Below are 14,300 nucleotides of genomic sequence, written 5' to 3'. Positions count from 1 at the left end.
TCCTGGGGTGGTCCGTCCGTCGGCCCCGACGGGTGCCGGACGACGGATCGGGTGACCATCGGAGCATGGACGAGGCACCCTCGCAGGACGCGCCCACCGTGGCGACGGCGCGCGCGCACCGGCGCGTGCCCATGCGCGGCCGGGATCCGCACGAGCCGCACCGGGCCGCGACGCCGCTCGAGCTGCTGTTCGACCTCACCCTCGTGGTCGCGTTCAGCGCGGCGAGTGACGAGCTCGCCCACCTGCTGGCCGAGGGGTTGGTCGGCGGTGCGGTCCTCGGTTTCGCGGTCGCGATCTTCGCGACGGTGTGGCCGTGGGTCAACTACTCCTGGTTCGCCTCGGCGTACGACACGGACGACTGGGTGGTCCGGCTCCTGACCATGGTGCAGATGTTCGGCGTGCTGCTCGCCGCGCTCGGGATGCCGCAGTTCTTCGAGTCGATCGCGAACCGCGAGAGCCCCGACAACACGGTCGTGATCGTCGGGTACGTCGTCATGCGCCTCGCGATGGTCGTGCTGTGGCTGCGCGCGGCGGCCGAGGACCCGGTGCACCGCCGGGCGTGCCGCACGTACGCGCTGCTCATCTCGGTCGTGCAGGTCGCGTGGGTCGTCTCCGCGTTCGTCGACCTGTCGTTCGTCACGGGACTGGTGTTCGCGCTGTGCGCCGTGGCCGCGGAGATGCTCGTGCCGGTGGTCGCCGAGCGCCAGGGGCCGATGACCCCGTGGCACGCCCACCACATCGTCGAGCGGTACGGCCTGCTCGTGATCATCGCGCTCGGCGAGGTCGTGCTCGGCACGACGGCGTCGATCTCGGCGGTCGTGCAGGAGCAGGGGTGGACGGCGGAGGCGGCCACGGTCGGGTTCGCGGGCGTCGCGCTCGTCTTCGGGATGTGGTGGGTGTACTTCACGCTGCCGTTCGCCGAGGTGCTGCACGTGCGACGTCGGCGGTCGTTCGCGTTCGGGTACGGGCACATCCTGGTCTACGGCTCGATCGCGGCGCTCGGCGCGGGACTGCACGTCGCGGCGTACACGGTCGAGGGGGAGTCCGAGCTCTCGGGCACGGGCGCCGTGCTCGCGGTCGTGGTGCCGGTGCTGATCTACACGGTCCTCGTGTTCGGCATCTACGGCGCCGTCGTGCGGCACGTCGACGGCCTGCACGTGGTGCTGCTCTCGGCGACGCTCGTGGTGCTGCTGGTCGCGGTCGTGCTCGCGGCGAGCGGGGCGCCGTTGGCGGTCACGCTCGCTGTCGTCGCGGCAGCCCCCTGGGTCACCGTGGTCGGCTACGAGACGGTGGGTCACCGGCACGTGGCCGCGGAGCTCGGCCGGCTCGGCGCATGACGGCCGAGCCGGCGCGACGTCAGGCGGACAGGATCCGGAGCACGGCCGCGGCGACCGCGAGCAGCATGAGCACGACGACGGGTGCGACGTTCTTGTCGCCGGCACGCAGGTGCGTGACGACCGCGCCCGCGAAGTAGAGCGCGAGGCACACGGCCGCGGCGATGCCGATCGGCGCCCACCACAGGCCGACGACGAGGCCGACGGCCCCGGCGAGGAGCAGGGCCCCGAGGAGGGGGATGTGCTGCTGCTTGACGCCGAGGCCGGTGAGCTGGGTCGTGAGCGCCTCGACCTGCTTGACCTTGCCGGCGCCGGACATGACGCAGGCGAGGGCGAGGACGACGGACACGATGGCGGCGGCGATGAACACGGGTACTCCTGGGGGTTCGGGTCGAGAGCGGGGGCGCGGGAGCGCCGTCCGAAGTCTGGGGCGACCGGTGGCCTCTTGCCAAAAACGGCATTAGTGGCTCACTCTGGGTAAGTGACTTCTCTCGCACCAGCCCCAGCCGCGCGCACGCCGCTCGACGAAGGCCCCGACGGCTCGGCCTGCACCGTGTTCCAGCGCACCCTCGAGCTCGTCGGACGACGGTGGTCGGGTGCGATCCTGTTCGCCGGCGTCGCGGGGGCCCGGCGGTTCGTCGAGTACCGGCGCGCCGTGCACGGCATCTCGGACCGCCTGCTCGCCCAGCGCCTCAAGGAGCTCGAACGGCAGGGGCTCGTCGAGCGCGAGGTCGTGCCCAGCACGCCCGTGCAGATCCTGTACCGACCGACCCCGCGCGGGGCCGAGCTGATGGCGGCGCTCGGGCCGCTCGCCTCGTGGGGAGGCCGACACCTCGACGTCGTCGCGCCCGACGTCGTCGCGCCCGACGGATCCGCGCCCGGTCCGGCGTCCGCGTGAACGCGCACCCGCCCACCGACGCCGTGATCGCCGACGTCGCCCCGCTCGTGGTCACGGCGGCGCGGGTCGACGACGCCGCCGCCCTCTGGCCGCTCGTGCAGCAGCTCGCCGCCACGGCCACGCCCGACCGGGGTGCGTTCGAGCGCACGCTGCGCGACCTCGTCGACGCACCGACGTCCCTGGTCGCGGTCGCGCGGACCGCGGCGGGCGACGTCCGCGGCTACCTGCTCGCCCACCGGCAGCCGACGTTCTTCGCGGGGGCGCCGGTCGTGTGGGTCCAGGAGGTCGTCGTCGACGAGGGCTCGCGGCGCGGCGGCGTCGGCCGACGGCTCATGGCGCACGCCGAGGCATGGGCCGCCGAGCAGCGCGCCGCGTACGTGTCGCTCGCGAGCCGCCGCGCGGGCGACTTCTACGCCGCGCTGGGCTACGCGGACTCGGCGACGTTCTACAAGCTGCCGCTCGCCTGACGGCCCGCGGGCTCGCGCCGCAGCGTCGTCAGGTCCATCGCGTCGTCGGGTCCATCGCGTCGTCCGGGCCTCAGCGGCGCTGGACCCGCGCCGCGGCGAGGCTCACGATCAGCGCGACGAACACCACGAGGTACACCTGCCCGATCACGGCCTCGCTCATCGCGAGCAGCCGGCCGAGCGGCTCCGCGGGGGTCAGGTCGCCGTACCCGAGGGTCGTGATCGTGGTGAGCGAGAAGTACATGAACGACGACGTCGGCTGGTCCTCGCCGAAGAACGGGGTGCCGCCGAGGTTCTCGACCGTGAGGAACGCGTAGAAGTACGCGACGGGGATCAGCAGGTACGCCCCGACCGCGCCGAGCACGGTCGCGAGCGTGACCGACCGGTGGTGGATCACGCGGCGGGCGACCACCGCGGGGGCGAGCACCGCGAGCGCGAAGAGCACGGGCGGGGCGGTGGTCACCTCGTCGGTCGTGTCGACGAGCAGCACGAGCACGAGCGCCGTCGCCGCGACGAGGACGAGGACGGCGTACGCGGGCCGGCGCCAGCGGGCCCGCAGGCCCGCCGCGCGCAGGGCGAGCGCGAGCGTGAGCGTGACCGACGCGGTCGTCGCGAGGCCCGTCAGCGTGGCCCACACACCGCCGACCGCACCGAGGTCGGCGAGCGAGAGCATGGTGATCGTGATGCCCGTGAGCACGAGCAGCACGCCGAACCTGTCGACCCAGCGGCCCGACTCGTCGAAGAGCGTCGAGGATGTGGTGACGGGCTGGCGTCCGCGCGCGAAGAACGGGGGCCTGGCCTCCGAGGCGTCGGGGAAGTCGCCCGGCGTGGGGCCCTCGGGCTCGCGGGGGGTCGGGTCGTCTGCCTGCACGCCTCCTGCCTACCTGCTCGCGGGGGCGTGCGCGCGGCGGCGCGCGGGTCCACCCTCGCCTGCACCCACGCCCCAGGAGCTCACCCCTCGGCCGCGGCCGGGCGGGAGGCGTCGACGAGGTACTCGACGCCGTCCAGCTGCACCTGGACCTTCTCTCCCGCGACGCCCTTGGCCGCGAGCAGGACCCGTGCGTCGCGCGTCTGGATCCCGAGCTTGGAGTCGGCGATCACCCGGGTCTGAGCAGCGTGCACCTGGGACGGGGTGATCTTGTACAGCCTGCGTTCGGTCATCGGGGCTCCTGGCGGGCGGACGTCGTGCTGTGCTCAGTATCGTCGCCGTCCGTCGGGGTGTCGAGGACGACGGGCAGGCGATCCAAGGGCGGCAACGAGTCGGTGTCGTCCCGGACGAACGCCTTCAGCAACGCGGACTCGCTCTCCTCCGCGAGCGGGCTGTCGATCAGCATGCGCATCGCCGCCTCGCCGACTTCCTCGACGTTCGCCTGGTCGCTCAGCGACTTGTCGTCGGCGAGGTCCCGGTGGCATGACCACCGTGTTTCGCACGTCTCGCACGCGTTACGTCTGGTGCGCCCGTCCTGGTCCCGGTCTGGGCCTGTGCCGGGCCCGGCGCTCGCGGGAGGGTCGGGGTACCCGCAGAGAGGACCACCATGTCGACCAGCACCCCCACCCCCGCAGCAGCACCCGCGCCCGCACCCGACGAGATCGTCGTCTACCCGGCGCGCCTGGTGCGCACCATGGACCCTGCACGCCCGGTCGCCGAGGCCGTCGCGGTGCGCGGCGACCGCGTCGTCGCGGTCGGCACGCTCGACGAGCTCCGCGCCTACGGCCCGGTCACGGTCGACGACCGGTACGCGGACGCCGTCCTGCTCCCCGGCTTCGTCGAGGCCCACAGCCATGCGATGAGCGGGTCCTCCTGGGACAAGGTCTACGTCGGGCGGTTCGAGCGCACCTCGCCGGACGGGCGCGTGTGGCCCGGCTGCGAGGACGTCGCGGCCGTCGTCGACCGCCTGCGCGCGGCCGAGGCCGAGCTGGACGACCCGGACGCGCCCCTGCTCGCCTGGGGTCTCGACCCGATCTACTTCCCGGGCGAGGAGCTCGCGGCGCGCGAGCTCGACCGCGTCTCGACGACCCGCCCGGTGCACGTGCAGCACGCGAGCGGGCACATCGTGGCCGTGAACTCCACGATGCTGCGGCTCGCGGGCGTCGACCGCGGCACCGACGTCGAGGGCGTCGTCAAGGACGCCGCGGGCGACCCGACCGGCGAGCTCCAGGAGTTCGCCGCGATGGGGCTCGTCATGGCGCACGTCGGGGCGGGCAACCCCATGGTCACGACCCCCGCGGCGCTGCGGGCGTTCGCGCAGGACGCCGTCAACCACGGCGCGACGACGCTCACCGACCTCGGCTCGGTCGAGGTCGCGGGCCCCGCCGGCCCCGCGACGTACCTGGAGACCGTCGACGAGACGTTCCCCGCGCGCCTGTCGGTGTTCCACTTCGGCTCGGCCGGGGCGCTCAGCGGGCCGCCACGCGAGGCCGCCGCCCGGATCGCGGCGGCCCGCGAGCTCTCGACCGACCGGCTGCAGCTCGGGCACGTCAAGCTCATGCTCGACGGCTCGATCCAGGGCTTCACCGCGCGGCTCATGGAGCCCGGCTACCTGGGCGGGCGGCCCAACGGGATCTGGGCGATGGCGCCGCACGAGTTCGAGGAGGCGCTCACCGCGTTCCACGTCGCCGGGCTGCTCGTGCACGTGCACTGCAACGGCGACCAGGCCACGCAGCTGTTCGTCGAGACGCTCGAGCGCGTGCTCACCGCGCACCCGCGCCCCGACCACCGGCACACCGTGACGCACTCGCAGATGACGACGCCCGCGCAGTACCGGCGCATGGCCGCGCTCGGCATGTGCGCGAACATCTTCGCCAACCACGTCTGGGCGTGGGGCGACCAGCACATGGACGTGACCGTGGGCCCCGACCGCGCGGCCCGCATGAACGCGGCCCGCACCGCGCTCGACACGGGCGTGCCGATCTCGCTGCACTGCGACACCCCGGTCACGCCCCTCGCCCCGCTCGAGACGGTGCAGCACGCCGTGACCCGGCAGACGCCGTCCGGCCGGGTCATGGGCGAGCACGAGCGCATCACCGTGGGCGAGGCGTTGCACGCGGTCACGCTGGGGGGCGCGTACATGCTCAAGCTCGACCACGAGGTCGGGTCGATCGAACCCGGCAAGTACGCCGACCTCGCGGTGCTCGCCGACGACCCGATGGCGGTCGAGCCCGACCGGATCGGGAGGATCGCGGTGCTCGGGACGGTCGTGGGCGGCCGGCACCACGCGTCCACGGTGCACGCGACGGTGACCGCGTCGTCGGCGCCCGCCCCGGCGCTCGCGGGGGCCCGGTGACCGCCCGGCTGTCCGTGCTCGGGGGTTACCTCGGCGCGGGCAAGACGACTCTGCTCAACGGCCTGCTCGACACCGCCGGGGGCCGCCGGATCGCGGTCGTCGTGAACGACTTCGGGACCGTCAACGTCGACCGCCGCCTCGTGCGCTCGGCGACCGCCGACACCCTGGAGCTGAGCGACGGCTGCGTGTGCTGCACGTTGCGCGGCGAGGTGGCCGACGTCATGACGCGGCTGGCGCGCCGGGACGACCTCGACCACGTCGTGGTCGAGGCGTCCGGGGTCGCCGACCCGGCGGGCCTCGCGACCTGGGGCCGGTTCCCGGGCCTCGCGCCGGGCCCGACGATCGTGTGCGTCGACGTCACGCGCATCACGCGCTGGCGGCGCGACCCGTACGTGGGCGACCTCGTCGAGCGCCAGCTCGCCCGCGCCGACGTGCTCGTGCTCACGCGCACCGACCTCGCCGCGGCCGAGACGGTCGCGGCCGCGGAGGCCGCGTGCCTCGCGCTCGCGCCCGGCGCACGCGTGGTGCGTTCGCGCGGGGGAGACGTCCCGGCGGCGGTCCTGCTCGACGACGTCGCGCAGGACCTCGCCCCCGCCCCCGTGGGCATCGACCCGCACCGGTCCGAGTCGGTCGCCCTGCAGGGGCTGGTCGACGTGCCGCGGCTCGTCGCCCGGCTCGGGCGCACGCCCGCGACCCTCGTGCGGGCCAAGGGGTTCGTGCGCGACGCCCGCTCGCCGGGCGTGCGCACGCTCGTGCAGCTCGCGGGCGGTCGCGTCGAGGTCACGCACGCGGGCCCGTGGGCCGCGGACGACGTCCCCGGCCTCGTGCTCGTGGCCGCAGGCCCCGACGCGCGGGCCGTGCTCGCCTCGACGGCCTCGGGCCTGCGCGCGACGGCGCTCACGGGCACGGCGTCATCAGGCACGGCGCCGTCAGACACCGTGTCGAGGACGCTCGGGGCCCCGCTGCCCGTGGCCTGACGCGTGGGTCCGGGGCCGACGACGGCCCCGGACCCTCCGGTCGCCACCGACGGGGCGCGACCCTACGCTCGCCAGATCGGGACCGGGCCCGACGTGGCCGCGGGGCCACCCCAGGAGCGAGGGGCGGCACCATGGCAGAGCATCCCGGCCCGGTCGAGCAGCACTCGTCGGCGTGGCAGCGGTTCTGGGAGCGGGGCGGGTGGTGGCGCGCGTTCGGCGTCGCGGTCGTGTACGTCGCCGTGTACACCGGGGTGTCCCGGCTCGTGGCGCTCACGGGGCGCGGTCCGGACAGCATCGACACCGTGCTCGACTCGGCCGGCACGGTGTTCTTCGGCCTCCTGCTGCCGATCCTCGTGATGGGCGTGCTCCTGGCCGTCCTGGTGCGGACCACAGGCCTCTGGCGCGAGGTGTTCGGCCCGCAGCCGGTGCAGGGTCGCCGGTGGATGTGGATCGCCCCCGTCCTCGTGCTCGTCCCGGTCGTGCTCCACGTCGCCGCCACGAGCTGGTCGTCGTACGACGTGTCGGTCGTGCTGACCGTGCTCCTGCTCGGCCTGTGCATCGGGTTCGCCGAGGAGGTGCTGAGCCGCGGCGTCGCCGTCGCCCTGCTGCGTCGCGCCGGGTACGGCGAGAAGGCGGTCATGGTGCTGTCCTCGCTCGTGTTCGCGCTGCTGCACAGCATCAACGTCACGTCCGGCATGGAGATCGCCACGGTCGGGGTGACCGTGGTCTACGCGTTCGGGTTCGGCGTCACGATGTACCTGTCGATGCGCGTCACGGGCAGCATCGTGCCCGCGATCCTGCTGCACGCCGCGACCGACCCGACGACGATCCTCGCGACCGGCGGCATCGACACCCACGGCGCGAACGCGGGCGCCGAGGCCCTCGACTCGGCCGCCGGCGCGTTCAACGTCCTCTACCTCGTGCTCGCGATCGTCGCGGTCGTCGTCGTCTCGGGGCGCGCCCGCGAGCGCGGGACTGTTTCGTCCGTGTAAACGCTGGCCCCCCGGTCTGGTACCCGCGCTGGCGCTACCGGCTCCCGCGGGTGGTGGCGCACGCTGGTACCGGGCGCCCCGGCGTCCGACACCTCGCCCACCACCCGAAGGAGGCACCATGCCCGCACCGAAGGACGACGCCGGTCGCCGCACCTACGAGCTCGACCGCGCCCACGTGTTCCACTCGTGGTCGGCGCAGGCGGCCCTCGACCCGATGGTCGTCACGCGCTCCGAGGGCTCCTACCTGTGGGACGCGGACGGCGCCCGGTACCTCGACTTCTCGGGCCAGCTCGTCTACACGAACGTCGGCCACCAGCACCCGCGCGTCGTCAAGGCGATCCAGGACCAGGCCGCGACGCTGTGCACCATCGCCCCCGCGCACGCCAACGACAAGCGTGCGCTCGCCGCGAAGCTCATCACGGACCGTGCCCCCGAGGGCATGAACAAGGTCTTCTTCACCAACGGCGGCGCCGACGCCGTCGAGCACGCGGTCCGCATGGCCCGCCTGCACACGGGCCGCTACAAGGTGCTCACCCAGTACCGCGGCTACCACGGCGGCACGCACCTGACGATCAACATGTCGGGCGACCACCGCCGCTGGCCCAACGACAACGGCACCGCCGGCACCGTGCACTTCTGGGGCCCGTTCCTGTACCGCTCGGCGTTCCACGCGACGACCGAGGCCGAGGAGTGCGAGCGCGCGCTCGAGCACCTCGAGCAGCTCATCCGGTTCGAGGGCCCCGAGTCGTTCGCGGCGCTCGTGCTCGAGACCGTCGCCGGCACGTCCGGCGTCATGCCCCCGCCGCCCGGCTACCTGCAGGGCGTGCGCGAGATCTGCGACCGCTACGGGATCGTGTACGTCGCGGACGAGGTCATGGTCGGGTTCGGCCGCACCGGCACCTGGTTCGCGGTCGAGCAGCACGGCGTCACGCCCGACCTGATCACCTTCGCCAAGGGCGTCAACTCCGGGTACGTGCCCCTGGGCGGCGTGATCATCGGAGACCACATCGCCGAGACGTTCGCGCACCGCGTCTACCCGGGCGGGCTCACCTACTCCGGCCACCCGCTCGCGACCGCGGCGGCCGTCGCGACGATCGAGGCCATGGCCGACGAGAAGATCGTCGAGAACGCCGCCGAGATCGGCCGCACCGTGCTCGGCCCCGGCCTGCGGGCGCTCGCCGAGCGGCACCCCAGCATCGGCGAGGTGCGCGGTGTCGGCGCGTTCTGGGCGCTCGACCTCGTGACCGACCGCGAGACCAAGGAGCCGCTCGCGCCCTACGGCGGCTCGAGCCCCGCGATCCAGGCCGTGCTTGCCGAGGCCAAGGCCCAGGGCCTGCTCGTGTTCACCAACTACCACCGCATCCACCTGGCCCCGCCGCTCAACGTGACCGAGGCTGAGGTCAAGGACGCGCTCACCGCGCTCGACGTCGCCCTCGCGCACGCCGACGCGGTGTACACGGGCGCCCCGATCGCCTGAGCCGGCCACCCCACCCGCACCGAAGGAGCACCATGAGCACCACCAGCAACCCCGTCGCCGTCGTCACCGGCGCGAGCAGCGGCATCGGCGCGGCCACCGCGCGGGCGCTCGCGGGCGTCGGCTACGACGTCGTGCTCGGCGCGCGTCGCCTCGACCGGCTCGAGGAGGTCGCCGCGGAGTGCGGCGGCACCGCGATCGAGCTCGACGTCACGGAGGACGACTCGGTCGCTGCCTTTGCCGCGGCCGTCGACGAGAAGTTCGGGCGCTGCGACGTCCTCGTCAACAACGCGGGCGGTGCGCTCGGCACCGAGTCGGTCGCCGAGGCGAACATCGACGACTGGCGCTGGATGTACGAGGTCAACGTGCTCGGCACGCTGCGCGTGACCAAGGCGCTCCTGCCGGCGCTCGTCGCGTCGGGCGACGGCCAGGTCATCTCGATCGGGTCGATCGCTGCGCGCGAGCCCTACAAGGGCGGCGCCGGGTACAACGCCGCCAAGCACGGCGTCGCGGCGCTCTCGCGGGTGCTGCGCATCGAGCTGCTCGGCCAGCCCGTGCGGGTCTGCGAGATCGACCCGGGCATGGTCCACACCGACTTCTCGCTGGTGCGCTTCAAGGGCGACCAGGAGAAGGCCGACGCCGTCTACCGTGGGGTCACCCCGCTCACGGCCGAGGACGTCGCCGACACCGTGAGCTGGGTCGCGACCCGACCCGCGCACGTGAACATCGACCAGATCCTCATGCTCGCCCGCGACCAGACCTCCGCGCAGGTGGTCCACCGCACCGAGCAGTGACCGGCGCGCACGAGCGCCCGCGCGTGGGGATGATGCGAGGGTGACCCCCTCGATCCTCGCGCTGGCCGCCGCGACCCTCGTGGTCGCGGTGGCCGCGCTCGCGCAGTCGGCGACCGGCTCCGGCTTCAGCGTCATCGCCGCGCCGCTGCTGCTCGTGATCGACCCCGTGCTGGTGCCCGGCCCGCTGCTGCTCCTGACGCTCGTGGTCATGGCGAGCGTCGTGTGGCGCGAGCGGGCGGGGCTGCGGCACGTCGACCTGGGCTGGGCGGCCGTCGGCGCCGTGCCGGCCGCGATCGGCGCGACCTGGCTCGTGCCCGTGCTCGACGAGCGGACGACGGCCCTGGTGCTCGGCCTGTTCGTGACAGTGAGCGTCGTGGCGGGCCTCGCCGGGTGGTCGGTGCGTCAGAACCGGGCCACGCTCACCGTCTCGGGCGCCCTCGGCGGCGCGCTCGGCACGATCGCCGCGACGCCCGGGCCGCCCGTGATCGTCGTCTACCAGCAGCCCGACGTGACCCGGTACCGCGCGAACCTGTCCGCGTTCTTCTTCGTGACGTCGGCCGTGTCGTTCGTGTCGCTCTTGGCCTCGGGCGGCACCGGCGCGCACGACGCCGTCACCGCGGCCGCGCTGCTGCCCGGGCTCGCGCTCGGGATCGTCGCGGCGCAGGTGCTCGTGCCGCGCATGCCCGCGCGGTGGGTGCGGCCCGGCGCGCTCGCGCTGTGCCTCGTCTCGGGCGTGAGCCTGCTCGTGTCGGCGGCGACGGCGTGACGGGGCGGGACTCGACGGGGCGGGACGCGACGGGCCGGGACTCGACGGGCCGGGACGCGACCAGGCGCGACTCGACGGACCCCGGCGACGATGGGCCGGTGCGCGCCTGGATCGACCGCTCCTCGTCCGACCCGCTCTACGTGCAGGTGCGCCGGTTCGTCGAGCGCGGTCTGCGCACCGGGAGGTTCCCGCCGCAGCGTCGCCTGCCGTCGTCGCGCGAGCTCGCGCAGGCGCTCGGCGTCTCGCGCAACACGATCAACGCGGCGTACCTCGAGCTGGTCGCCCTCGGGCTGCTCGTGAGCCGGCCGCGCTCGGGCCTCTACCCGGCGGGGGCGTCGCGGCGCGACCCCGACGAGCGGTGGCCGGGCGGCGGGCTCAGCGGTGGCCGAGCCGGTGCCGCTCGGGACGGAGCTGCCCACGGCGGTGCCGCCTATGACGGTGCCGCCCACGGCGGTGCAGATCACGGCGGGACCGGCCACGGCGGGTCGGTGCGTCCCGGGACGGGCCGCGGTGACGTCGTCCGCCCGGCGAGCGCGCCCGACTGGGCCGACCACGTGATCGCCGTCGACGACCCGTGGCCCGAGCGGCCCACGATCGAGCCCGACTACACGGACTTTCCGTACCCGTTCCTGCCGGGGCAGGTCGAGCTGCGGTCGTTCCCGGCGCGCACGTGGCTGCGCGCGAGCACGCAGGCGTTCGACGGCCCGCACCGCGCGTTCAGCCTGCGCGACTCGGTCGCGCGCGACGACCCGCTGCTGGTCGACGAGATCTGCTCGACGATCCTGCCGGCCAAGGGCATCGCCGCGACGCCCGACGAGGTGCTCGTGACCAACGGGTCGCAGCAGGCGTTGAGCCTGCTCGCGGCGACGCTGCTCGACCCGGGCCGCACGGTCGCGGTCGAGAACCCGGGCTACGTGGACGCGGCGCGGATCTTCCGCCGGGCGGGCGCGCGGCTCCTGCCGTGCCCCGTCGACGCGCACGGCGTGGTGATCGACGACGTGGCCGACGTCGACGTCGCGTACGTGACGCCGAGCCACCACCACCCGACGAACGTGACGCTCAGCCCGGCGCGGCGCGAGCGCCTGCTCGCGCAGGCCGTCGCGCGCGACTTCGTGGTCGTCGAGGACGACTTCGACTCCGAGGTGCGCTACCGGGGGTCGCCCACGCCCGCGATCAAGGCGCGCGACGTGGACGGCCGCGTCGTGTACCTCGGGACCTTCTCGAAGTTCCTCGCCCCGGGCCTGCGGCTCGGGTTCCTCGTGGCGGACGCCGCCCTGGTGCGTGAGCTGCGCGACCGCCGGTACCACCAGACCAAGCACCCGTCAGGGCACCTGCAGCGCACGCTCGGGCTGTTCGTCGCGTCGGGCGACTACCACCGCCAGCTCATGCGGCACCGGCTCGACCTGCGGCGCAAGTGGGAGACGCTCGGCGCGGCGCTCGACGCGCACGTGCCCTGGCCCGTGGGCGAGCACCCCACGGGCGGCCTGAGCTACTGGCTCACGGGGCCCGAGGGGTTCGACGGCACGGTCGCGGCGCGCCTGGCCCGGCGGCACGGGGTGCTCGTGAGCCCCGGGGCGGCGTACCACCTGACCCCGGACCCGCCGCGCACGAGCCTGCGCGTGGGTTTCAACGCGATCCCGCAGGCGCGCATCGTGCCGGGCGTCGTGCGGCTCGCCGAGGCCATCGGGGAGGCCACGGCCTGACCCTGGTCCCCCTGGACCCAAGCCCACCGCCGGCTGACCCCCACCGCCGGCTGGCCCCCACCGTCGGCTGCCCCCCACCGCCGAACGCAACGTTGTGCACCGTCCGGGTGGTCGATCTGGTGCACAACGTTGCGTTCGGCCGGGGGCCGGGGGCCGGGGGCCGGGGGCCGGGGGCCGGGGCCCGGGCGGGGTTCAGGCCGTGAGCTCGGCAGTGAGCGCGTCGAGGCGGTCGTACGACTCGGTCATGCCGCCCTCCATTCCGGAGGCGAGCATCCCGTCGCGGTCCTCGACCGACTGGTAGGTCGCGTGCACGTGCAGCCGGGTGCCGCCGTCAGGCAGCGCGGTCAGTGTCATGGCCTCGAGGCTGACGTGCCCGGGGTAGCCGGCGAACTCGAAGGTCTGCACGGCGGACTCGGGCGGCGTGACCGAGTGGAACGACCCGTGGAACCCGAACTCGCCGTCGTCGGCGACGTGCGCGTACGCCCACGAGCCTCCGGTGCGGGCGTCGTAGTGGTCGAGCCGCATGGCGTAGCGGTGCGGGCCGAGCCAGCGGGGCACGAGCTCGGCGTCGGTCATGGCGCGGAACAGCAGCTCGCGCGGGGCGTCGAAGTCGCGGGTCACGTCGATGAACGGCGTGCCGGGCTCGGCGGTCACGGTGGTGGGGTGCGTGGTCATGGTCGGGTTCCCTCCGGTTCCCCCCGGGACGCAGGGTCCTGGAGGGTGTCGAGCACCGCGTCGAGCCGGCGGAACGAGCGTTCGGCCGCGAGTCGGTACCCGTCGATCCAGCCGGTCAGCGCCTCGAGCGCCGCCGGGTCGAGGTGGCACGGCCGTTTCTGGCCCTCGCGCGTGCGGGTGATGAGGCCCGCGCGCTCGAGCACCTGGACGTGCCGGGAGACGGCCTGGACCGTGATCGGGAACGGCTCGGCGAGCTCGTTCACGGTCGCGGGGCCGCGGGAGAGCCGGGCCACGAGCGCGCGGCGCACCGGGTCGGCCAGGGCGAGGAACGCCCGGTCGAGGTGGTCGTCGGTCTCGTGGTCGGCGTGCACGGTGGTCCTTCCCGAGGGGGCGACGGTTGTTCAACCAAGCCGTTGTTCAAACAGACAGTTGATCAACCGATACGTTGAACATACGCCCGACGGCGCGCTGCCGCAAGAGGGTCGTCGTGAGATCGTCGGGGTCATGAGCCCCGCACGCGTGACCGCGATCGTCGGCGTCTACCACGCGGACGGCGGCCTCGCGGGCGAGGTCCGGTACGTCGTCGGCAAGGTCCTGGGGCGCGCGCACTGCGCGCTGTGCGACGTCACGCACTCGCCCGTGCGTCGCAAGCGCGCCTGGGACGCGATGGTCGCCCGGCTCGACGTGCCCGTCGAGCTCGTCCACCTCGACGAGATGTCGGACGACGTCGCCGCGGTCGTCGCCGAGGCGGGCAGTCCCGTCGTGCTGGGCTGGGTGCCCGCCGCGGGGGCCGGTCGGTGGGTCGTGCTGCTCGAGGCCGCCGCGCTCGAGACGCTCGACGGGTCGGTCGACGCGTTCGAGGTCGCGCTGCACGCGGCGATCCACCGGCTCTGACCCGGGTCGTGCGTGCGGCAGGTGCGTGCGGGTTCGCTGCACGCA

17 protein-coding genes are annotated in these 14,300 nt (G+C 74.1%); 11 read left to right on the top strand and 6 right to left on the bottom strand.

Features of this window, described 5'->3' with window-relative positions; genetic code table 11:
• Positions 1 to 65 precede the first annotated feature (65 nt).
• On the top strand, positions 66 to 1,337 hold the full coding sequence (locus CLV28_RS05395) for a low temperature requirement protein A (RefSeq protein WP_239073291.1): 1,272 nt from the start codon (positions 66 to 68) through the stop codon (positions 1,335 to 1,337).
• A 19-nt stretch (positions 1,338 to 1,356) separates the two neighbouring features.
• Here CLV28_RS05395 and CLV28_RS05390 read toward each other — a convergent pair whose 3' ends face one another.
• Positions 1,357 to 1,704: a DoxX family protein gene (locus CLV28_RS05390; protein WP_100422158.1), complete on the bottom strand. Its 348-nt coding sequence runs from the start codon at positions 1,702 to 1,704 to the stop codon at positions 1,357 to 1,359.
• Positions 1,705 to 1,815: 111 nt separating this feature from the next.
• Between CLV28_RS05390 and CLV28_RS05385 the strand changes: the two genes are divergently transcribed.
• Together CLV28_RS05385 and CLV28_RS05380 are read left to right on the top strand one after the other, a co-directional pair.
• Positions 1,816 to 2,232, top strand: coding sequence for a winged helix-turn-helix transcriptional regulator (locus CLV28_RS05385; protein WP_100422157.1), 417 nt, complete (start codon positions 1,816 to 1,818; stop codon positions 2,230 to 2,232).
• Positions 2,229 to 2,699: a GNAT family N-acetyltransferase gene (locus tag CLV28_RS05380; RefSeq protein WP_239073292.1), complete on the top strand. Its 471-nt coding sequence runs from the start codon at positions 2,229 to 2,231 to the stop codon at positions 2,697 to 2,699. The genes CLV28_RS05385 and CLV28_RS05380 overlap by 4 nt, the downstream gene beginning before the upstream one ends.
• Before the next feature lie 70 nt (positions 2,700 to 2,769).
• Here CLV28_RS05380 and CLV28_RS05375 read toward each other — a convergent pair whose 3' ends face one another.
• The 3 genes from CLV28_RS05375 to CLV28_RS05365 all read right to left on the bottom strand — a co-directional run bounded on the left by CLV28_RS05375 (position 2,770) and on the right by CLV28_RS05365 (position 4,030).
• Positions 2,770 to 3,567 (bottom strand): potassium channel family protein, encoded by a 798-nt coding sequence (locus CLV28_RS05375; RefSeq protein ID WP_100422156.1) that lies wholly within the window; start codon positions 3,565 to 3,567, stop codon positions 2,770 to 2,772.
• An 80-nt stretch (positions 3,568 to 3,647) separates the two neighbouring features.
• Positions 3,648 to 3,857, bottom strand: coding sequence for a hypothetical protein (locus CLV28_RS05370; protein ID WP_100422155.1), 210 nt, complete (start codon positions 3,855 to 3,857; stop codon positions 3,648 to 3,650).
• Complete coding sequence (locus tag CLV28_RS05365; protein WP_157802514.1) at positions 3,854 to 4,030, bottom strand: hypothetical protein; 177 nt, start codon at positions 4,028 to 4,030, stop codon at positions 3,854 to 3,856. The genes CLV28_RS05370 and CLV28_RS05365 overlap by 4 nt, the downstream gene beginning before the upstream one ends.
• A 201-nt stretch (positions 4,031 to 4,231) precedes the next feature.
• Between CLV28_RS05365 and CLV28_RS05360 the strand changes: the two genes are divergently transcribed.
• The 7 genes from CLV28_RS05360 to CLV28_RS05330 all read left to right on the top strand — a co-directional run bounded on the left by CLV28_RS05360 (position 4,232) and on the right by CLV28_RS05330 (position 12,686).
• Positions 4,232 to 5,980, top strand: a complete 1,749-nt coding sequence (locus CLV28_RS05360; protein ID WP_100422153.1) for an amidohydrolase — start codon at positions 4,232 to 4,234, stop codon at positions 5,978 to 5,980.
• Positions 5,977 to 6,957: a CobW family GTP-binding protein gene (locus CLV28_RS05355; RefSeq protein ID WP_100422152.1), complete on the top strand. Its 981-nt coding sequence runs from the start codon at positions 5,977 to 5,979 to the stop codon at positions 6,955 to 6,957. The genes CLV28_RS05360 and CLV28_RS05355 overlap by 4 nt, the downstream gene beginning before the upstream one ends.
• Positions 6,958 to 7,088: 131 nt before the next feature.
• A complete protein-coding gene (locus tag CLV28_RS05350; RefSeq protein ID WP_100422151.1) occupies positions 7,089 to 7,949 on the top strand; it encodes a CPBP family intramembrane glutamic endopeptidase in 861 nt (286 codons plus the stop codon).
• A gap of 118 nt (positions 7,950 to 8,067) precedes the next feature.
• Entirely contained in the window at positions 8,068 to 9,426 is a 1,359-nt protein-coding gene (locus CLV28_RS05345; RefSeq protein ID WP_100422150.1) for an aspartate aminotransferase family protein, read from the top strand.
• A gap of 32 nt (positions 9,427 to 9,458) precedes the next feature.
• Positions 9,459 to 10,217 carry an SDR family NAD(P)-dependent oxidoreductase gene (locus CLV28_RS05340; protein ID WP_100422149.1) on the top strand — a complete coding sequence of 253 codons (759 nt, stop codon included), beginning with the start codon at positions 9,459 to 9,461 and terminating at the stop codon, positions 10,215 to 10,217.
• Positions 10,218 to 10,257: 40 nt separating this feature from the next.
• Positions 10,258 to 10,983 (top strand): sulfite exporter TauE/SafE family protein, encoded by a 726-nt coding sequence (locus CLV28_RS05335; protein WP_100422148.1) that lies wholly within the window; start codon positions 10,258 to 10,260, stop codon positions 10,981 to 10,983.
• A 98-nt stretch (positions 10,984 to 11,081) separates the two neighbouring features.
• Positions 11,082 to 12,686 carry an aminotransferase-like domain-containing protein gene (locus CLV28_RS05330; protein WP_157802513.1) on the top strand — a complete coding sequence of 535 codons (1,605 nt, stop codon included), beginning with the start codon at positions 11,082 to 11,084 and terminating at the stop codon, positions 12,684 to 12,686.
• A gap of 192 nt (positions 12,687 to 12,878) precedes the next feature.
• Here the strand turns inward: CLV28_RS05330 and CLV28_RS05325 are convergent, their stop codons facing one another.
• Positions 12,879 to 13,361, bottom strand: coding sequence for an SRPBCC family protein (locus CLV28_RS05325; protein ID WP_100422146.1), 483 nt, complete (start codon positions 13,359 to 13,361; stop codon positions 12,879 to 12,881).
• Positions 13,358 to 13,732 (bottom strand): ArsR/SmtB family transcription factor, encoded by a 375-nt coding sequence (locus tag CLV28_RS05320; protein ID WP_100422145.1) that lies wholly within the window; start codon positions 13,730 to 13,732, stop codon positions 13,358 to 13,360. The genes CLV28_RS05325 and CLV28_RS05320 overlap by 4 nt, the downstream gene beginning before the upstream one ends.
• Positions 13,733 to 13,865: 133 nt before the next feature.
• On the opposite strand from CLV28_RS05320, the gene CLV28_RS05315 reads away from it, so the two are divergent.
• On the top strand, positions 13,866 to 14,255 hold the full coding sequence (locus CLV28_RS05315; protein ID WP_100422144.1) for a hypothetical protein: 390 nt from the start codon (positions 13,866 to 13,868) through the stop codon (positions 14,253 to 14,255).
• Positions 14,256 to 14,300: the final 45 nt, after the last annotated feature.

The sequence above is a fragment of the Sediminihabitans luteus genome (genome assembly GCF_002797595.1).
GTDB classification, from domain to species: domain Bacteria; phylum Actinomycetota; class Actinomycetes; order Actinomycetales; family Cellulomonadaceae; genus Paraoerskovia; species Paraoerskovia lutea.
Note: the sequence above shows the minus strand (reverse complement) of the source record. Positions and strands in the feature narration are given on the sequence as shown.

What these genes read in the sequence shown, in the direction of transcription:
- CLV28_RS05395 (WP_239073291.1), top strand. Translation starts at nt 66, where the DNA reads ATGGACGAGGCACCCTCGCAGGACGCGCCCACCGTGGCGACGGCGCGC.
- CLV28_RS05370 (WP_100422155.1), bottom strand. Translation starts at nt 3,857, where the DNA reads ATGACCGAACGCAGGCTGTACAAGATCACCCCGTCCCAGGTGCACGCT.
- CLV28_RS05360 (WP_100422153.1), top strand. Translation starts at nt 4,232, where the DNA reads ATGTCGACCAGCACCCCCACCCCCGCAGCAGCACCCGCGCCCGCACCC.
- CLV28_RS05315 (WP_100422144.1), top strand. Translation starts at nt 13,866, where the DNA reads ATGAGCCCCGCACGCGTGACCGCGATCGTCGGCGTCTACCACGCGGAC.
- CLV28_RS05345 (WP_100422150.1), top strand. Translation starts at nt 8,068, where the DNA reads ATGCCCGCACCGAAGGACGACGCCGGTCGCCGCACCTACGAGCTCGAC.
- CLV28_RS05340 (WP_100422149.1), top strand. Translation starts at nt 9,459, where the DNA reads ATGAGCACCACCAGCAACCCCGTCGCCGTCGTCACCGGCGCGAGCAGC.
- CLV28_RS05365 (WP_157802514.1), bottom strand. Translation starts at nt 4,030, where the DNA reads ATGCTGATCGACAGCCCGCTCGCGGAGGAGAGCGAGTCCGCGTTGCTG.
- CLV28_RS05350 (WP_100422151.1), top strand. Translation starts at nt 7,089, where the DNA reads ATGGCAGAGCATCCCGGCCCGGTCGAGCAGCACTCGTCGGCGTGGCAG.
- CLV28_RS05325 (WP_100422146.1), bottom strand. Translation starts at nt 13,361, where the DNA reads ATGACCACGCACCCCACCACCGTGACCGCCGAGCCCGGCACGCCGTTC.